This is a genomic window from Streptomyces pinistramenti (assembly GCF_020564935.1).
Taxonomy (GTDB): domain Bacteria; phylum Actinomycetota; class Actinomycetes; order Streptomycetales; family Streptomycetaceae; genus Streptomyces; species Streptomyces pinistramenti.
Genome location: NZ_JAJCXB010000093.1, coordinates 1 through 17,661, shown reverse-complemented (window position 1 = coordinate 17,661; position 17,661 = coordinate 1). Strand labels below are relative to the sequence as shown.

Annotated in this window: 15 protein-coding genes; 10 read left to right on the top strand and 5 right to left on the bottom strand. The window is 75.1% G+C overall.

What is annotated here, in order from left to right:
- The coding region (locus LIU39_RS33240) for a serine/threonine-protein kinase (RefSeq protein ID WP_227050687.1) at positions 1–1,305 on the bottom strand (1,305 nt) is incomplete at its 3' end.
- Between the two features lie 398 nt (positions 1,306–1,703).
- Between LIU39_RS33240 and LIU39_RS33235 the strand changes: the two genes are divergently transcribed.
- Both LIU39_RS33235 and LIU39_RS33230 read left to right on the top strand, forming a co-directional pair.
- Positions 1,704–2,456, top strand: a complete 753-nt coding sequence (locus tag LIU39_RS33235; protein ID WP_227050686.1) for a DUF4956 domain-containing protein — start codon at positions 1,704–1,706, stop codon at positions 2,454–2,456.
- Entirely contained in the window at positions 2,453–3,247 is a 795-nt protein-coding gene (locus LIU39_RS33230) for a polyphosphate polymerase domain-containing protein (RefSeq protein ID WP_227050685.1), read from the top strand. The genes LIU39_RS33235 and LIU39_RS33230 overlap by 4 nt, the downstream gene beginning before the upstream one ends.
- A 52-nt stretch (positions 3,248–3,299) precedes the next feature.
- On the opposite strand, the gene LIU39_RS33225 is transcribed toward LIU39_RS33230, so the two are convergent.
- Complete coding sequence (locus LIU39_RS33225; protein WP_227050684.1) at positions 3,300–4,685, bottom strand: sensor histidine kinase; 1,386 nt, start codon at positions 4,683–4,685, stop codon at positions 3,300–3,302.
- Positions 4,686–4,687: 2 nt separating this feature from the next.
- On the bottom strand, positions 4,688–5,422 hold the full coding sequence (locus tag LIU39_RS33220; RefSeq protein WP_227050683.1) for a response regulator transcription factor: 735 nt from the start codon (positions 5,420–5,422) through the stop codon (positions 4,688–4,690).
- A gap of 122 nt (positions 5,423–5,544) precedes the next feature.
- Here LIU39_RS33220 and LIU39_RS33215 point away from each other — a divergent pair, with 122 nt between their 5' ends.
- From LIU39_RS33215 to LIU39_RS33200, 4 genes are all read left to right on the top strand, one after another.
- Positions 5,545–6,030, top strand: coding sequence for a hypothetical protein (locus LIU39_RS33215; RefSeq protein WP_227050682.1), 486 nt, complete (start codon positions 5,545–5,547; stop codon positions 6,028–6,030).
- A gap of 172 nt (positions 6,031–6,202) precedes the next feature.
- Positions 6,203–7,618 carry an aspartate aminotransferase family protein gene (locus LIU39_RS33210; RefSeq protein WP_227050689.1) on the top strand — a complete coding sequence of 472 codons (1,416 nt, stop codon included), beginning with the start codon at positions 6,203–6,205 and terminating at the stop codon, positions 7,616–7,618.
- 80 nt (positions 7,619–7,698) lie between these two features.
- Positions 7,699–8,376, top strand: a complete 678-nt coding sequence (locus LIU39_RS33205) for a GntR family transcriptional regulator (protein WP_227050681.1) — start codon at positions 7,699–7,701, stop codon at positions 8,374–8,376.
- Positions 8,377–8,506: 130 nt separating this feature from the next.
- Complete coding sequence (locus LIU39_RS33200; RefSeq protein ID WP_227050680.1) at positions 8,507–9,157, top strand: putative DNA-mimic protein; 651 nt, start codon at positions 8,507–8,509, stop codon at positions 9,155–9,157.
- A gap of 31 nt (positions 9,158–9,188) precedes the next feature.
- Here LIU39_RS33200 and LIU39_RS33195 read toward each other — a convergent pair whose 3' ends face one another.
- Positions 9,189–9,989: an SLATT domain-containing protein gene (locus tag LIU39_RS33195; RefSeq protein ID WP_227050679.1), complete on the bottom strand. Its 801-nt coding sequence runs from the start codon at positions 9,987–9,989 to the stop codon at positions 9,189–9,191.
- Between the two features lie 310 nt (positions 9,990–10,299).
- Here LIU39_RS33195 and purD point away from each other — a divergent pair, with 310 nt between their 5' ends.
- The 3 genes from purD (at position 10,300) to LIU39_RS33180 (ending at position 15,921) form a co-directional block, all read left to right on the top strand.
- A complete protein-coding gene (gene purD / locus LIU39_RS33190; protein ID WP_227050678.1) occupies positions 10,300–11,613 on the top strand; it encodes a phosphoribosylamine--glycine ligase in 1,314 nt (437 codons plus the stop codon).
- A gap of 435 nt (positions 11,614–12,048) precedes the next feature.
- A complete protein-coding gene (locus LIU39_RS33185) occupies positions 12,049–13,914 on the top strand; it encodes a hypothetical protein (protein WP_227050677.1) in 1,866 nt (621 codons plus the stop codon).
- A 528-nt stretch (positions 13,915–14,442) separates the two neighbouring features.
- Positions 14,443–15,921, top strand: coding sequence for a N,N-dimethylformamidase beta subunit family domain-containing protein (locus LIU39_RS33180; protein ID WP_227050688.1), 1,479 nt, complete (start codon positions 14,443–14,445; stop codon positions 15,919–15,921).
- A gap of 22 nt (positions 15,922–15,943) precedes the next feature.
- On the opposite strand, the gene LIU39_RS33175 is transcribed toward LIU39_RS33180, so the two are convergent.
- Positions 15,944–16,861 carry a LysR family transcriptional regulator gene (locus LIU39_RS33175; protein ID WP_227050675.1) on the bottom strand — a complete coding sequence of 306 codons (918 nt, stop codon included), beginning with the start codon at positions 16,859–16,861 and terminating at the stop codon, positions 15,944–15,946.
- 101 nt (positions 16,862–16,962) lie between these two features.
- Here LIU39_RS33175 and LIU39_RS33170 point away from each other — a divergent pair.
- On the top strand, positions 16,963–17,661 hold a 699-nt coding region (locus LIU39_RS33170; RefSeq protein WP_227050674.1), incomplete at its 3' end, for an MFS transporter.

Sequence of the window (17,661 nt, the reverse complement as noted above, 5' to 3'; positions counted from 1 at the left end):
GCCGCCGCTCAGCAGCGGGACGGCGAGCGCGGCGGCGGCCCCCACGGCAGCGACGGCGGCGAGGGCGAACGTGCGGCGACGGCGGCCGGGTGCGCCACCGGCCGGATGCCCGGCGGCGGGACGGTCGCTCGGGCCCGCTGGGGCGGAGGGGCCGTCCGGCGCGGCGGCCGTGGTGTTCCGGGCGGGCGGGCTTTGGAGCGCGGCCGTCCGCGGGTCGCCGGAATCCGCCGCGGCGCCGCCCGGTTCGCCGGTCGCCGGCCACACGGGGGCCGCGGCGTGGGGCGGCCGGGCCGGCACGGCCGGGGCCGCGTGCTCGGGGCCGCGCTCCCCGGAGCGTGCGGTGCGCCAGGGCGGGTGGCCGCCGGGCGGGGTGTCCGTGTCGAGCAGCTGTACGGCGTGCCGGCCCAGGCGCGCGAGCAGGGCGGCGGGCAGCCACGGGGACGGGGTGCCGTCGTCGTTCACCGGGCCGAGCCGGGACAGGATCTCCTGGGGCGTGGGCCGGGCCTCGGGGTTCTTGGCCAGGCACGCGCGGATGAGGTCCCGCACCGGCCCGTCCGGCACCGCCGTCAGCTCCGGCTCCTCCTGGGCGATCCTGAACATCACCGCGTGCACGCCGGAGGCGACGTCGCCGAACGGCGACCGTCCGATGGCCGCGTACGCCAGCACCGTGCCCAGGCAGAACACGTCGGCGGCCGGTCCGACCCAGAGCCCTTGGACCTGCTCGGGCGACATGAAGCTGGGGGAGCCGACGACGGTGCCGAGCGTGGTCTGGGTCTGCTCGCCGACCGCGTCCAGCGCCCGCGCGATCCCGAAGTCGATCACCCGGGGCCCGTCGATGGTCAGCAGGACGTTGGACGGCTTGAGGTCGCGGTGCACCAGACCGACGCCGTGGATGTCGATCAGCGCGCAGGACAGTCCGTACGCGAGGTGCCGCAGGGAGTGTTCCGGCAGCGGGCCGTGCAGGCCCGTCCGGCCGTAGCCGCCGCCGACGACCTCGTTGAGGCCGGGACCTGCGATGTAGCCGGTGGCGACCCAGGGGATCTCGGCCTCGGTGTCGGCGTCCAGCACCGGAGCGGTCCAGCGGCCGCCGACCCGGCGGGCGGCGGCGACCTCGGCCCGGAAGCGGTCCCGGAACTCCTCCTCGGCCGCCAGCTCGGTCTTGACCAGCTTCACGGCGACGGTCCTGCCGCCCTCCGAACGCGCGAGGTAGACCCGGCCCATCCCGCCGATCCCGAGACGGCTCAGCAGCCGGTAGTCCCCGATCCACTGCGGATCGCCGTCCATCAGCCCGCGCAGGCCCTCCATCCGCGCGCCCTCCCGATTTTCGTTCCCGTGCCTGGTGCTGTCGCCGGACCGCCGTTCGGCGGCCTCCCGCCGTCCCTTGAGCGTAGGCGCCGCCGGATCGCACTACGGCCGACGGATCGTTACGAGGGGAGAACGATCGGGCGGGAGCGGGGTTGCCGGGCCGCCCGCCTGACCGGCGGATTTCCCGGGATGCTCGCGGGACGGCCGCCCCGGAGACGCGCGGAGCCCCCCGAGGCGGTCGTTCTCCCTGCCGCGGCCGCTCCTTAACCCGGGAAGGGGGCGGGTTTAACCCGGCGGTTCCTAGCGTTCGTGGCGTACCGGAGAACGGTCCGGGAGCGACGACCGACGAAGCCGGCGGCGCGGACGGACGCGGACGACACAGGAAGTGGTGGGGTGCCTTGACGTACGGGGAACTGGCGGCACGGCTGGCGATGGATCTGGCCGCGGTGAGCGTGCTGACCTTCGCCGTGTACTACCCGCGGCACCACCGCAGGGATCTGGTACCGGCCTACCTGGCGCTGAACGTCGCGCTGTTCTCGGTGGTCGCGGCGCTGTCGCAGGTCGCGGCGGGCGGCGGCACGGCGCTCGGCTTCGGGCTCTTCGGGGTCCTGTCGATCATCCGGCTGCGCTCGGACTCCGTCCAGCACGAGGAGGTCGCCTACTACTTCACGACCCTGGTGCTCGGCCTGCTCTGCGCGCTGCCGCACCTGCCGCTCGCGGTGGCCGGAACGCTGGCCGCGCTGCTGCTGCTCATCATCCACGTCGCCGACCACCCCCGGCTGCTGTCCGGCACCCGCCGCACGGTCATCACGCTGGACGCGGTGCACGGTGACGACGCCGGGCTGCGTGCCCATCTGGCGCGGCGGCTCGGTGAACCGCTGCAGTGGACCGTCCAGGAAGTGGACTGTGTCCGGGACTTGATGGTCGTGGACGTGCGGTTCCGGCCACCGGAACTTTCCGGGCGGGCAGAACGTAGAACGCAGACCAGCGCTTCGGCGCCCCGTTCCCTGCCAGGACCCGCCACCGACTCCGACACCGGTTACTCGACGACCACTGCACCGACCACCAGCACCGCACCGGCCGCCGCGCCGGACGCTGCCCGGTCCCGCACGATCGCCCACCCCCACCCGACCGCTCAGGAGACCGTGTGATTCCCGCCGTACGAGCCATTGCCCGCGCCGCCATGGCCGCGCGCCCCGTACCGCTCGCCGACGTCCAGGCCCGCGCCGAACTGCTCGCCCGCTTCGACAACAGCTACCTCGTTCCGGTCGAGGTGTTCGCCGAGTTCGCCGCCGAACTCACCGACCGGAACCGGCCGGGCGGCCCGTTCGCCGCGCTGTGCATCAACGGCCGCCGCTGGTTCCGCTACCACTCCGTCTACTACGACACCCCCGACCTGCGCTCCTTCCACGACCACCGGCAGCACCGCAGACTCCGCTTCAAGATCCGTGAGCGGCTCTACGAGGACACCGGGGAGCGGCAGTTCGAGATCAAGCTCAAGGGACGGCGCGGCGAAACCGTCAAGCACCGCAGGCCGCTGCTGCCCGGCGACGCCGCCCTGGGCCACGGCCCGCGCGACTTCCTCTCCACCGTGCTCGACCGCTCCTACGGCATCGAGGCCCCGGCGGAGCTGGGCCGCTCGATCGCCACCGACTACCAGCGGACCACCTTCGTCGCCGACGGACAGCGCGTCACCTGCGACGCGGGCCTGGTCGGCCGCGACCTGTCGACCGGCCGGACGATACGGGCCGACGGCGGCCTGGTCCTCGTCGAGACCAAGACCACAGGACATCTGACCGAGGCCGACCGGCTGCTGCACGGCTACGGCATACGGGCCGCCGAATTCACCAAGTACTGCGGGGCGCTGTCGGCCCTGCGCCCCGATCTGACGGACAACCACTGGCAGCGCGCGGTACGGACGGCGTTCCCCTCGGCCGCATGAAAGACGGCGGGCGCCCGACCGAGGCCGGGCGCCCGCCGGAACGCTCCCGCTCTCAGACCGTCGCGGACGCCCCCGTGGTGTCCGCCGGTCTGCGGGCCGCCGGGCCGCCGAAGGACGCCGTGATGCGGGCGCCGCCGCCCGCCGCGCCGCCGAACTCCACCGTGCCGCCGGATTCCCGGGCCGCGCGGCGGACGATGTCCAGGCCGAGGCCCGTGGAGCCGCCGCCGCTGCGGCCCCGGGCGGGCACGTGGCCCGCCGGGAAGCCCGGCCCCTCGTCCTCGACGGTGAGCCGGCCGCCGCCGGACGCCCGGTCCGCGGCCGGGGCCACCGTCAGGCGCATACCGGCGCCTTCCGGCGTGTGGTCGAAGACGTTGCCGATCAACGCGTCGACCGCCGCGGCCAGTTCGGCCTCGTCGGCCCGTACGAGCACCGGCCCGCCGCCGGGTGCCGGAGCGGTGCATTCCAGGGTGCGGCCCTGGTCCTCGGCCAGCGGCAGCCAGAAGTCCGCGCGGGCCCGGGTGACGGCGGCCAGGTCGGCCTGCGGGGGCCCCGAGCCGTCCTCGCGCAGCGGCTTGCGGGCGGTCCGGATCACGTCGTCGACGCTGCGTTCCAGCGCCGCCACGTCCGCCGCGATCCGCTCCGCCTCCGCCGGATCGCGCAGCCCCTCGGCGTCCAGGCGCAGCGCGGCGACGGGCGTGCGGAGGCGGTGCGCCAGGTCGGCCGCGTTCTCGCGTTCGGCGGTCAGGAAGCCGTGGATGCGCTCGGCGAGGTGGTTCAGCTGGCGTGCGACCAGGCGGAGTTCGGGCGGCCCCGACGGCTCGGCGCGAGCGGTGAGATCGCCGCCGGCCAGCCGGTCGGCGACCGCGGCGAGCCGGCGCGTGGAGCGGACGAGGCGGGCGCCGAGCCGGTCCGCGAACAGCAGGCCGAGCAGCATCAGACCGGCCCCGATCCCGGCGAACGCCAGCGAGGAGGCCAGCGTCCCGGCGTACAACTGCTCGTCGGACAGGGCCACATGGACGACCGCGGTGCCGCCCGCCACCCCCTGGACGGGGACCAGCACGGTCCGCCCGCCCCCGGACGGCTCGTAGGTGAAGGCCCGCCCGTAGCGCGCCAGCCGTACCGCGTCGGTAACGGGCGCGGGGGAGCCGAGGACGGCGCCGTCGCCGAGGATGACCGAGGTGCGCGGCAGGCCGGGGCCGTTGGCCGAGGTGACGAGGGTCGCGGCGGCGTGGCGGGCGGCCGGGGCGGGGGCTCCGGATCCGGGGCCCCCGGCGAGCGCCTCGCCGAGGCCGGTGGCGAGCGAATGGGCGCGGGACGTGGCGTCGGCGGTCGCCCGGTCCGCGGCGTGGCTGCGGGCCAGGAGGGACAGCGGGACGAGGAGCGCGGCCAGGACGAGCGCGGTGGTGGCCGCCGTGACGAGGAGGATGCTGCGGCGCACGGCTACGCCTCTCCTGCGGTGGTGGCCGCGGCGCTGCCGGGCCCGTCCGCTTCGGTGGCCTCCGGCGCGGACAGCTTCACGCCGACCGTGCGGACCGTGTGCAGGTAGCGCGGCCGCTGCGCCGTCTCGCCCAACTTCCTCCGCAGCCAGGAGAGATGGACGTCCACCGTCTTGTCGGCGCCGCCGAGCGGCTGCTGCCAGACCTCGGCGAGCAGCTCGCGCCGGGAGATCACCTGCCCGGCGCGGCGGCCGAGATAGACGAGCAGGTCGAACTCGCGCGGCGTGAGGTCCAGGGGCCGGCCGGCGAGCGTCACCTCGCGCGACGCGGTGTCCAAGGCCAGCTCGCCGACCCGGAGCGCGGGCTCCGGCTCGGCGGCCCCCAGCCGGCGCAGCACGGCCTTGATCCGGGCGTCGAGCTGGGCCGCCCCGAACGGCTTGACGATGTAGTCGTCGGCGCCGTCGCCCAGCGCCGCGACCATGTCCTGCTCCTCGTCCCGCGCGGTCGCGACGATCACCGGTACGTCGCTGACGGCGCGCAGCATCCGCAGCACCTGCGCGCCGTCCACGTCCGGCAGCCCGAGGTCGAGGACGACGAGATCGGGGCGGTCGGTCACGGCCGCGTCGAGGCCGGACATCCCGGTCGCGGCGGTGGCGACGGCATGGCCGCGGTCACGCAGGGCACGCACCAGCGCACCGCGCAGCTGAGGGTCGTCCTCGACCACAAGAAGATGGGGCATGCAACCACCGTAGACACCCCCGATGGCGCGGCCGGGCGCGGCCGCCGGACCTTGAACCGGCCTTAACCGGGCGTTAGGGATCGGTGCGGGAGGCTGGTGCGGAAGCGAGAAAGGGGGCGGCGATGGCATGGCGCGGAGCGGCCACCACGGCGGCCTGGGTGTGCGCGGTGGCCACGGCGAGCGGGCTCGGCGCCTGGTCCCTGGCCCACACCGGCACCGGCGGAGCGCCGCTGCACACGGCCCTGCTGGACGAGTCCGGCGTCCGCCAGAAACTCGCCGCGGCCCGCTCGGCCGCGGCCGTCCCGCACAGACCGCCCGACCGGGCCGCCGCATCCACCCCTCCCGACCCGACCGCCACCGCCGCCGGGACCGTACGCGTCACCGGTGGCAGCATCACCGCCGAGTGCCGCACCGGCGGCCGGGTCTACCTGACGGCCTGGAGCCCCACGGCCGGCTACCACGTGGACGACGACGTGCTGCGCGGCCCGGCCGCCACCGCCGCCATCGAGTTCGAGCCGCTCGACGACGACGGCCAGGACGACCGCCCGTACCAGGTCAGCTGCGCCGACGGCCGCCTCCGGGCTCAGCCGGCACCCGACGACGACTGACGGCGACCGGCGGGGGCCGATGACGGCATCACGTCGACATTCTGTCCGCGCGCACGGTGACTGCCGTACACAGTGTCGGTACCGGCCGCCGGCCCGTGATCCGTAGGCTGCAGGCGTTCGCCGCCTGTCCCGGCGGACCCGAGCGACCCGATCCGAGGTACTGACCGTGACCATGACGCCTCCCGCATCCGCCGACCCCGCCGCCGAGAAAAGCAGCAGCGCACAGCGCTTCCCGGGGAGGGCGGTGGCGGGTGACGGGCGGGCGGTCAAGGCCGCCGACCGCGCGCACGTCTTCCACTCCTGGTCCGCGCAGGGCCTCATCGACCCGCTCGCGGTCGCCGGCGCCGAAGGCTCGTACTTCTGGGACTACGACGGCAACCGCTACCTCGACTTCTCCTCCCAGCTGGTCAACACCAACATCGGCCACCAGCACCCCAAGGTCGTCGCCGCCATCCAGGAGCAGGCCGGGAAGCTGTGCACCCTCGCGCCCGGATTCGCCGTCGACGTGCGCTCCGAGGCCGCCCGGCTGATCGCCGAGCGCACCCCCGGCGACCTCGACAAGATCTTCTTCACCAACGGCGGCGCCGAGGCCGTGGAGAACGCCGTCCGGATGGCCAGGCTGCACACCGGCCGCGCCAAGGTGCTCTCCGCCTACCGCTCGTACCACGGCGCCACCGCCGCCGCGATCAACCTCACCGGCGACCCGCGCCGCTGGCCTTCCGACACCGCGTCCGCCGGTGTCGTGCACTTCTGGGGCCCGTTCCTCTACCGCTCGCCCTTCCACGCCGAGAACGAGGCCCAGGAGTGCGAGCGCGCCCTGGCCCACCTCGAACAGACCCTCGCCTTCGAGGGCCCGCAGTCGGTCGCCGCGATCATCCTGGAGACCGTCCCCGGCACCGCGGGCATCATGGTCCCGCCGCCCGGTTACCTCGCCGGCGTCCGCGAGATCTGCGACCGCTACGGCATCGTCTTCATCCTCGACGAGGTGATGGCGGGCTTCGGCCGCACCGGCCACTGGTTCGCCGCCGACCACTTCGGCGTCACCCCCGACCTGCTGACCTTCGCCAAGGGCGTCAACTCCGGCTACGTCCCGCTCGGCGGCGTGGCCATCAGCGCCGAGATCGCCGCCACCTTCGACCAGCGGCCCTACCCCGGCGGCCTCACCTACTCCGGCCACCCGCTGGCCTGCGCCTCCGCCGTCGCCACCATCAACGCGATGGCCGAGGAACGGATCGTGGAGAACGCGGCGGAGATCGGCGAGACGGTCATCGGCCCCGCCCTGCGCGAGATCGCCGAGCGGCACCCGTCGGTGGGCGAGGTCCGCGGCCTGGGCGTCTTCTGGGCCCTGGAGCTGGTCAAGAACAAGGAGACCCGCGAACCGCTGGTGCCGTACAACGCGTCGGGCACCGCCAACACCCCGATGGCCGAGTTCGCCGCGGCCTGCAAGCGCGGCGGCCTGTGGCCGTTCGTGAACATGAACCGGACGCACGTCGTCCCGGCCTGCACGGTCACCGCCGCCGAGGCAAAGGAGGGTCTCGCCCTCCTCGACGAGGCGCTGACGGCGGCCGACGCGCACACCGCGGCCTGACCGCCGGCGGCCCTCGCCTATCGTGTGCGGGGGCCGCCTGCCACCCGCGCGGCCAGTTGTCGTCGAAGGGGACGGACACGATGGCCGCCGCCGGAGCCAGCACAGTCATACGGCGCAACACCCTGCGCCAGCAGATCGCCGACGCGCTGCGCGACGAAGTGCTGGCCGGACGGCTGCCGTGCGGCCACCAGTTCACCGTCAAGGAGATCGCCGAACAGTACGGCGTCTCCGCGACACCGGTCCGTGAGGCGCTGCTCGACCTGTGCGCCCAGGGCCTGCTCGACGTCGAACAGCACCGCGGCTTCCGGGTGCGCGCCTTCACCGCCGACGACTTCCGCGCCATGGTCGAGGCCCGCACGCTGATCGTCGAAGGCATCTTCCGCAGCACGGCCGAGCGCGCCCTGCGCCGCGCCTCCACCGAGGTGCTGGTCTCGATCCGGCGCCGGGCCGAAGCGGCCGAACGGGCCGCGCGCTCCGGCGACCTGGACGTCCTCATCGGCTACGACCTGCGGTTCTGGCGGGAACTCGGCAGCCTCGTCGGAAACCCGTACATCAGCGACTTCCTGGACCGGGTCCGGGTACAGACCTGGATGTTCGCGGTGCCGCTGCTGCGCGGCGAGGACGACCTCAGAGGCCACCTGTGGCACGACCACCGGGCGCTGGTCGACGCCGTCGTACGGCACGATCTGACCGAGGCCCAGCGACTGGTCACCGCGTACAACGAGCACTCCCTCACTCTCGTCGGCGAGCGCGGCTAGCACTACGCTGTGCCGACCGTCGGCCGTCAGAGCGGCAGCCGAGCCCGTGACCGCCGCTCCCGCACCCCCCGTCCCCTCTGCATCTGCGCCGCCCGAGCCAGTAGCCCCGACCGGAAGCGAGCACTCACTCGTGGCATGTGACCTGTGGCTGGTACCCCTCGTCGATGTGCTGTGCCACAGCCCCGACAACCCCTTCTCCGAAGAGATCGCCTCCTACGACAAGGCCCTGACGGAGGCCGGCCTGCCGCCGGTCCCGGTCTTCAGCTACATGCCCGGCCTCTCCGGTGACGTCGCCCCGGTCGCCGGCTTCGACTACGACGCGCTGCACTTCCTGCGCCGCGCCTACCTCCTGCGCCTGTGCGGCCTGGAGGTCACGCCGGTCGACGAACTGGGCGGCGACTACGAGCAGTTGCTGGAGATGTTCGAGTCCACCGCCCAGCAGTCCCACCTGGTCTGGCACTACGACCACGCGGGCGCGTACGTCCCGGTGGACTTCCCGCACCCGCTCGCCGACGACGAACTGCTGGAGGGCGGCGGCCCGTTGGGTTCCTCGCAGGGCCTGCTGCGTGAACTCGAACTGGTCGCGCCATCCCTGGGCATCGATCCGGCCAATCCCCCGGCCCCGCCCGCCCCGCCGGACGGCCCCACCACCCTGGAGGAGCGGTCGGGCGCCGCACCCCTGGACGACGGCCCGTTCGCCCGCGAACGGCACGTCTGGCTCGGCCTGCACGCCGCCGCCACCCGGAGCCTGGGCCAGGGCTCCATGATCGTCTTCAGCTGAGCCGTACGGCAGCGGCCCCCGGGCAGGCACCTCAGCGCGGGGGCTCCGGCGGCCGCTGCCGCGGCATGTTCGGCCGCGTACCCGGCGGCAGCGTGAAACGGCCCGACTGCCCCTGGCCCTCCGGCCGCTGCGCCGCCCACGGCAGCCCGGACCGCGGCAGCTGCGGCGTCGGCCCGGCCCTGAACTCCGCCATCCAGTCGGCGGTCTCGGACCGCACGAGGTCGGCGATGTCCTCGTGGAACCGGCGCAGCACCCCGAGACAGCGCTCCGCCGCCTCGCTCGCCGTACCGTCCGCCGGGCCGAGCACCTCGCGGACGCTCTCCGACGCCCAGTCGAACTGCAGCGCCTCCAGCCTGCGCACAATCGCCTGCGCGGTCGCCATGTCCCGCATCCAGCCGGCCGTCACCCCGAAATAGCGGTCGCAGCCGACGCAGACCGCGGCTATCAGAAGCAGCAGATAGCCCCACGGAGCCGCGCCGTGCCACGCCCCTGCCAGGTCGAGCAGCGGCAGCGCCGCGCCCGCCGACACCCCGGCGGCGGCACCGGTGCGCAGCGCCCTGGCGCCGCGCCGCTTGCCCTGCCGGTCGTGCAGGTACCGGTCGGCGGCGCGCAGCGCGCCCTCCTCCGTCCACTGGTAGAGCGCGTCCAGGCGGTCGGCCGGCTCGCCCCAGTCGCCGAGCGGGAAGGCGCGGCCGGCGAGGTCTTCGGGCCCGGGGCTCCGGCCACGGCCGGGAATCAGCGCAGCCGCCCGCTCCCAGGTGCGCCGCGGCCCCGGGCCCCGTCCGCCTTCCTCCCCGGGCGGCCCCTCGGGCTGCATCTCCGGCTGACTCACCCGTGGACTCCCTCTGTACGGATACGTGCGGTGCGCGCGACGCATAGGAGACGGCAAAAGCGCGCAGCCCCTTCCTACCGCCGAACGGTGGGGCTTGCCCCCAGGAGCGCGGTATTCCCGCCCGGAAGTGGTGTCCGATCCGGTATAGGGCGCTACGGGTACTCACCCTAAAGAGTTGCCGCCATGGGCGGCGCCGTGTTGCCGCGTGCCCGGGGCCGTACGACCGGGGGAGCCGGGCCGCGGGCGCCCTGCCGACGGCCGTGCAGGGGCGCCGACCGGGCCCGGTCCCGTGGGCGACTAGGCTGCCCCCGTGAAGGTCCTCGTCATCGGCGGCGGCGCCCGCGAACACGCCCTGTGCCGCTCCCTGTCCCTCGACCCCGACGTCACCGCGCTGCACTGCGCTCCCGGCAACGCCGGTATCGCCGAGGTGGCCGAACTGCACGGGGTCAACGCCCTCGACGGCCGGGCCGTCGCCGAACTCGCCGCCGGCCTGGCGGCCGATCTGGTCGTCGTCGGACCCGAAGCCCCGCTGGTGGCGGGGGTCGCCGACGCGGTACGCGCGCGCGGCATCCCGGTCTTCGGCCCGTCGGCGCAGGCCGCCCAGCTGGAGGGCTCCAAGGCGTTCGCCAAGGACGTGATGGCCGCCGCGGCCGTCCCGACCGCGCGCAGCTACGTCTGCACCACCCCCGAAGAGATCGACACCGCGCTGGACGCCTTCGGCGCTCCGTACGTCGTCAAGGACGACGGGCTCGCGGCCGGCAAGGGCGTCGTCGTCACCGACGACGCCACGCAGGCCCGCGCGCACGCCCTGGCCTGCGTGGCGCAGCGCCGCGACGCCGCGGACGGCGGCCGGGCGGTCATCGAGGAGTTCCTCGACGGCCCGGAGGTCTCCCTCTTCGCGGTCACCGACGGCGAGACCGTCGTCCCCCTGCGGCCCGCCCAGGACTTCAAGCGCGCCTACGACGGCGACGCGGGCCCGAACACCGGCGGCATGGGCGCGTACAGCCCGCTGCCGTGGGCCGACCCGAAGCTGGTCGACGAGGTCATGGACACCGTCCTCCAGCCCACCGTCGACGAGCTGCGCCGCCGCGGCACCCCGTTCTCCGGGCTGCTCTACGCGGGCCTCGCGATCACCTCGCGCGGCGTGCGCGTGATCGAGTTCAACGCGCGATTCGGCGACCCGGAGACCCAGGTCGTACTCGCCCGCCTCAAGACCCCGCTCGCCGGACTGCTGCACGCCGCGGCGACCGGCACCCTGGCCGCCCTCCCGCCGCTGCGCTGGAGCGACGACGCGGCGGTCACCGTCGTCATCGCCTCGCACAACTACCCGGACACCCCGCGCACCGGCGACCCGATCACGGGCCTCGCGGACGTCGCGGCACAGGACGCCCCCGAGGCGTACGTGCTGCACGCGGGCACCCGGCAGGACGCGTCGGGCGCGGTGCTCAGCGCGGGCGGCCGGGTGCTGTCCGTGACCGCGACCGGCGCCGACCTCGGCATCGCCCGCGAGCGCGCCTACCGCGCCGTCGGCCGGATCGCGCTGGACGGCTCCCAGCACCGCACGGACATCGCGGCGAAGGCGGCGGCGGACGCGGCCGCCGACGGCGGGGCCGTGCGGGCGTAGCCGCACCCACGCGAGCAGCGGTCCCGGTGGCACGTCACGGCATGGCGTGCTACCGGGACCTTCGCGTTTCCGCTGCATTTCCGCGCGGCCCGGCGGGGCGGCGGGCTCGGGTTCCCGGCTTTACCCAAAGCCATTCCATCGAGTGACCGGTACGACTTCCGGCTGACGGGAGCCGAACCCCCAACTAGGGTGCCGCGCAAGCGTCCTGTGGCCGTGGCACCGGAATCCGGTGCGGTGGCCACGGTGGCGTCCGGCAAGTGGGTCACCGGCATTGCGATGTCAGTGGCCGGTGCCACAGTGGTGGGGGAGCGAGCAATGACTCCGGCAGGCGTCCGCGCACGCCGGATGCGTGGCGAGCTCCCCGCAGTCTCGTCATTTCCCGTCCCGTGATCTCTCCGTCCGTCTCCACCAGGACAGCAGGGGGTGTGCAGGCTCGTGGCTGATCCGGAAACAGGCGTCGGCGCCCTTGCGGCGCGGTCCCGTGCACTCGCCGTGCTGCGCATCCGCAGTACGGCGCTGGGCGCGGCCGTGCTGCCGGCCGCCGTGGCGGTGGTGCTGCTCGTCGGCGGCGCCACGGGCCGTCTCGGCAGCCCGGACGCGGCGGCCGGCTCCGGCTGGGGCATCGCGCGCCTGGCGGTGAGCGGGGTCGCGCTGCTGGTGCTGCTGCTCGCGGTCCTGGTCGGCGCGGTCATCAGCGGTGCGAGACCGGCGCTCAGCCCCTCCGTGCCGGTCGCCGAGCCGGCCGCGCCCGACCTCTACCGTCTCGTCCGCGACCTCGCCGACACCCTCGACGTCCCGGCGCCGTCCGCGATAGCGCTCACCCCGGACTGCGACAGCTGGCTGGAGGACCGTACGCACCGCGCGCACGGTCCGCCCCGGCCCGCCCCGCGGCGGGCTCAGGCGGCGCCGGTGCTGGTCATCGGCTCACCGTTCCTGTGGTGGATGCGGGTCGGCGAGCTGCGCGCCCTGCTCGCCCCGGTGGTCGCGGGCACCGGCCCCTCCGCCCACCCCGACATAGCCGCGGCCCGCCGCTTCATCCGTGGCCTGGACGCCGCCGTAGCGGTCTCGGCACGCGCCAAGGGCCTGCGCGCCCCGGCGCTCCGCTTCGTCGGCCGGGCCGCCCGGCTGATGCTGCGGGCCTGCCGCGAGCACGCCACGATCATGGAGCGCGGCGTCGCCGCCGCCGCATCCGAGCGCGCCCAGGCCGTCGACCGCGGCCTGCGCACGGTCGCCCAGGAACAGGTCGGCCTGGCGTACGCGGGCTGGGACCGGCTGCTGACCCGCGTGGCACTGCCCGCCTGGCGCCTGGGCCGCTGGCCTTCCTGCCTGGATGTGGGGGTGGTCTCCGCGCTCACCGAACTCTCCCGCCGCGACCGCCTCGCCGAGGGCTTCACCGCCCGCCTCGGCGAACGCCCCGCCTGCGACCTCCTGGAGGAGCCGGGCGCCGTCGACAGCGCCGCCTCCCTGTTGGCCGCCCGGCTCTTCCACGGCGGCCCCGCGGGCCCCGACTGGTCCCCGGTCGCCTGGAGCCAGTACCCGGAAGAGGTCGTGGACCGCACCTGGCGCCTGGAGGCCGCCCGGCTGCACCGCGTCCTGGACGACCTGCCCGCCGGGGCGGACGGGGCACAGGGGGAGCGCACCCGGGCCGACCGGGGCGCCCTGGCCGGAGCCGGGGGCCTGCCCGCGTCCCTTCCCGGCGAGGCCGCCCGGCCGGCCGCGGCAGCCCCGGCCGTCGGCCCCGCGGGCTCCGGCAGCACCGCCGTGGGCGCGTCCGGCCGCGCGGGCGCCGTCACCCGTGCAGGCGCGACGGCGACCGCCGCCCGCAGGCCCGCCGCAGGTCCCACGCTGGCGCGGGTCATCGACCGGCTGGCCCGCGACGACCGGGCCGGCGATCTGGTCGCTGCCCGGCTGGGCGAGGAACTGGAACGCGAGGAGCACGAGGAAGCCGCCCGGCAGGCCGGCCGCGGCCCCGCCCCCGAGGAGGCGCTGCCCGACGTGTCCTGGGGCGACGGCCTGGCCGACGGCGGCCTCCCGCTGTTCCCGCTCCAGCCGCCGCGTACGGACCGCGAGCTGCTCGCCGAGCACGTCACCGCGATGGTCTGCTGCGCCGCCGTGGACACCGCGGGCGCCGCCCCCGGCCTGGACTGGCTGGACGGCCCGGCCCTCCTGGTGGACGGCGCCCGCCGCGCCGACTTCGGCAGCCCGGTCCGCAGCCTGGTCGAAGAGGGCGACGCCGAACCGCTCCGCGACTGGCTCACCGCACTCGGCGTACGCCCGGAGAAGCCGGTCCGCCTGGTGTGACGCCCCGCCCGTACGCGTACCACCCCGTACGGGGCCCGGCACCCGCCACGGTTCCGTGCCGTGCCGCCCGCCGCCGCGGCACGGCCCCCGAGCCCCCGAGGCACCCGGCAGGTCCGGCCCGGCCACGCTCCGTCACCCGCCCCGCGCCCGCCGCGCACCCGGCCGCCGGCCCGCGTCCCGCACCCGTCCCGGCCGCTCGCCCGCCGGAGACCTCCCAGCTCGTACGCACGTTCCCCGCGCCCCTCGCTTCCGCCCCGAGCCCCGCCCCCGTGCGGATGAATGTGCCCACCCCGTTCACGTTTCGGTGGTCTGTGTCGTTGAATGCGCGACGAAGGGTGACGAAGTGGGTGCTTAATGTGATGTGCTGGGAACGGCCGCGTTTGTTCGGGTGAACTCGACGGAGCCGGTCCGGCACGCGCGCAGACGTACAGCGCGCACAAGCCCTGCGGAGACGGCCCGCCGCTGAACCCCGCGGCGTCACGGACACGGCAGGCCACAGCCCACGGGGGACGCGGAGGGGAGCGGATGGTGGGGACGGATCAGATCAGGCGCTGGGAATCAGGCGCCCTCGCCCACGCGGTCACGGACCCGTTCGGGCAGGGGCCACTGCCCTGGCTGCGCGGCAGCGAGAACTACTTCGACTCCGGACACGTCGTGCCCTGGTACGTCGACCCGGCCGTCGCCCAGGGCGATCTGCGGGTGCCACCGCCGCGCAAGCACAACGGCCCGCGCACCGCCGACGACGTGCACCGCCAGATCAAGGGCTTCGCCTCCACCGGTGCGGTCGCCCCGGGCGAGGCCATCGACTTCCGGGTCTCCGTCGACCCGCCCCAGCCCTTCAGCATCGACATCTACCGCATCGGCCACTACGGCGGCGCCGGCGCCTTCAAGATCACCACCAGCCCGCGGCTCTCCGGCATCGTCCAGCCGGCCCCGCTCGCCGCCGAACGCACGGTCTCCTGCCACCACTGGTGGCTGTCCTGGCGCCTCCAGGTTCCCGAGTACTGGAATCTCGGCGCGTACGTAGCCGTCCTCACCACCGCCGACGGCTACCGCAGCCACATCCCCTTCACGGTCCGCGACGACCACCCCGCCGACCTCCTGCTGCTCCTGCCCGACATCACCTGGCAGGCGTACAACCTCTACCCCGAGGACGGCCACACCGGCGCCAGCCTCTACCACGCCTGGGACGAGAAGGGCGCACTCCTGGGCGAGCAGGACGCCGCCACCACCGTCTCCTTCGACCGCCCGTACGCAGGCGCGGGCCTGCCCCTGCACGTCGGCCACGCCTACGACTTCATCCGCTGGGCCGAGCGCTACGGCTACGACCTGGCCTATGCCGACGCCCGCGACCTGCACGCCGGCCGCGTCGACCCGTCCCGCTACCGCGGCCTGGTCTTCCCCGGCCACGACGAGTACTGGTCGCAGCCCATGCGCCGCACCGTCGAGCGCGCCCGCGACGGCGGCACGTCCCTGGTCTTCCTGTCCGCCAACACCATGTACTGGAAGGTCGAACTCTCCGCTTCGCCCTCGGGCTCCGAATCCCTGCTCAGCTGCCGCAAGCGCCAGGGCCCCGGCCGCCCCTCCCTCTGGCGCGACGCGGGCGACCCCGAGCAGCGCCTGATGGGCATCCAGTACGCGGGCCGGGTGCCCGAGCCCGCGCCCCTCGTCGTCCGCAACGGCGAGCACTGGCTGTGGGAGGCCACCGGCGCCCACGAAGGCGATCAGCTCGCCGGCCTGGTCGCGGGCGAGGCCGACCGCTACTTCCCGCGCACCAGCCTCCCCGAGCACACCAAGCGCATCCTGCTCGCCCATTCCCCGTACCGGGACTCCGAAGGCACCCGGCGCCACCAGGAGACCTCGCTCTACCGCGCGCCCAGTGGCGCCCTGGTCTTCGCCTCCGGCACGTTCGCCTGGTCCCCGGCCCTGGACCGCCCCGGGCACGTCGACACCCGCATCCAGCGCGCCACGGCCAACCTCCTCGACCGGATCTGCAAACGCGACTGACCCGGCGGGCCGGACCCGCTCCTCACCCGAGCCCGGACTCCGCGTACGGCCCCAGCTCCCGCGCCAGCGCCACCGTCAGCGCCCGGAAGATCCGCACCTCCGGGTGGGGATCCCCGGTACGGGTCGCCAGCACGCTCTGCGCCGGGGGTGCGTCCAGCACCGGCACGTACACCGCGCCCGGCCACGGGTAATAGCGGGCGAAGGACGCGAGCCCGGAGCCCGCGCCGCGCCCCGCGGCCACGCTCGTCAGCACGTCCTGCGGGGTCAACGCGCAGTCGGGCGCGCGCCGTTCGCCCGCGTCGAAGTACAGGTAGTCGGTGAACGGCCGCGGCGTGTGCCGGGGCAGCCGCAGATACGGCAGATCGATGATGTCGGCGACGCGCAGACCCTCCTGGGCGGCGTCCGCGAACACCGAAGCCGCCGACACCCCCACGATCCGCCGCTCGGTCGTCAGCACGTCCACCTCGATGCCCTCGGCCTCGATCGCCGGCCGGACGAACGCCACGTCGACGCGGTTCTCGCGCAGCGCGCTGCAGTGCTCGGTGAAGTTCAGCTGCACCAGATGGAGCGGCACATCGGGCCGGGCCCGGCGGAAGGCGTTGACGGCCGCCGGGGTCACCTCGGCGGAGCCGTGCCCCATCACCCCGACCCGCAGCCCGTGCGGCGCCGCCGCGGCCTCCCGGGCGGCCTCGGACACGTCCTCCATCGCCGCGTTCGCCGCGGCCAGCAGGCTCCGGGCGTGCGAGGCCAGCCGCCGTCCCGCGGTCGTCGGCACCACAGGACCGCTGCCACGGTCCAGCAGCCGGGTGCCGAACTCCCGCTCCAGCTGCTGGACGTGCCCGGTCACCGCGGCCGGCGACAGGAAGAGCCGCGACGCCGCCCGGCCGAAGTGCCCCTCCTCGACCACCGCCAGGAACGAAGACAGCCGCCGCAGATCCATACGCCCCACGATAAATCGCGCCGCCACCCGCCGCCCCGGCCCGTTCACGTTTCCTGAACGCGGGCGGCGCCGGACCCCGCCGGGCCCGTACAACGGCCTTCATGAGCACGCAGCACCGGACCGCCGTCCCCGCCCCGGCCATACCCCCGGCCTCTCCGGCCCCCTCGGCGTCCCCGCACACCCCGGCGTCCGCACGCCGCCACTGGCTGCGCGCCGGCTGGCTGATGACCGCATCCGGCTGGAGCGCCAACCAGTTCTCCGCCCTCCTCGGCGCCTACCGCTCCGACCTGGGCCTGACCGACGCCACCACCACCGGGCTCTTCGCCGTCTACGTACTCGGCCTGATCCCCGGCCTCCTCCTGGGCGGCCCGGCCGCGGACCGGCACGGCCGCCGCCCCGTCGTCTTCGTCTCGCTCGCCGTCTCCGCCGCCGCGACCTGCCTGCTGATGGCCGGCCCCCTCGACGTCCGGCTGCTGTGGCCCGGCCGCTTCCTCACCGGACTCGGCGCCGGCGCCCTGCTCACCGCGGGCAGCGTCTGGATCAAGGAACTCTCCTCCGCGCCCCACGGCACGGCCGCCACCCCAGGAGCCGCCGCCCGCCGCTCCGGCCTCTTCCTCTCCGCCGGTTTCGCCTCCGGCGGCCTGGCCGCCGCCCTCATCGCCCAGTGGGCCCCGCACCCCATGGTCCTGGCCTACGTCCCCCACCTCCTCCTGGCCGCCACGGCAGCCCTCACCGCAACGGGCACCCCGGAAACCGCCACCCCCAGAACCGCGGCGACCACCGCCCCAAAGCCCCCCCCC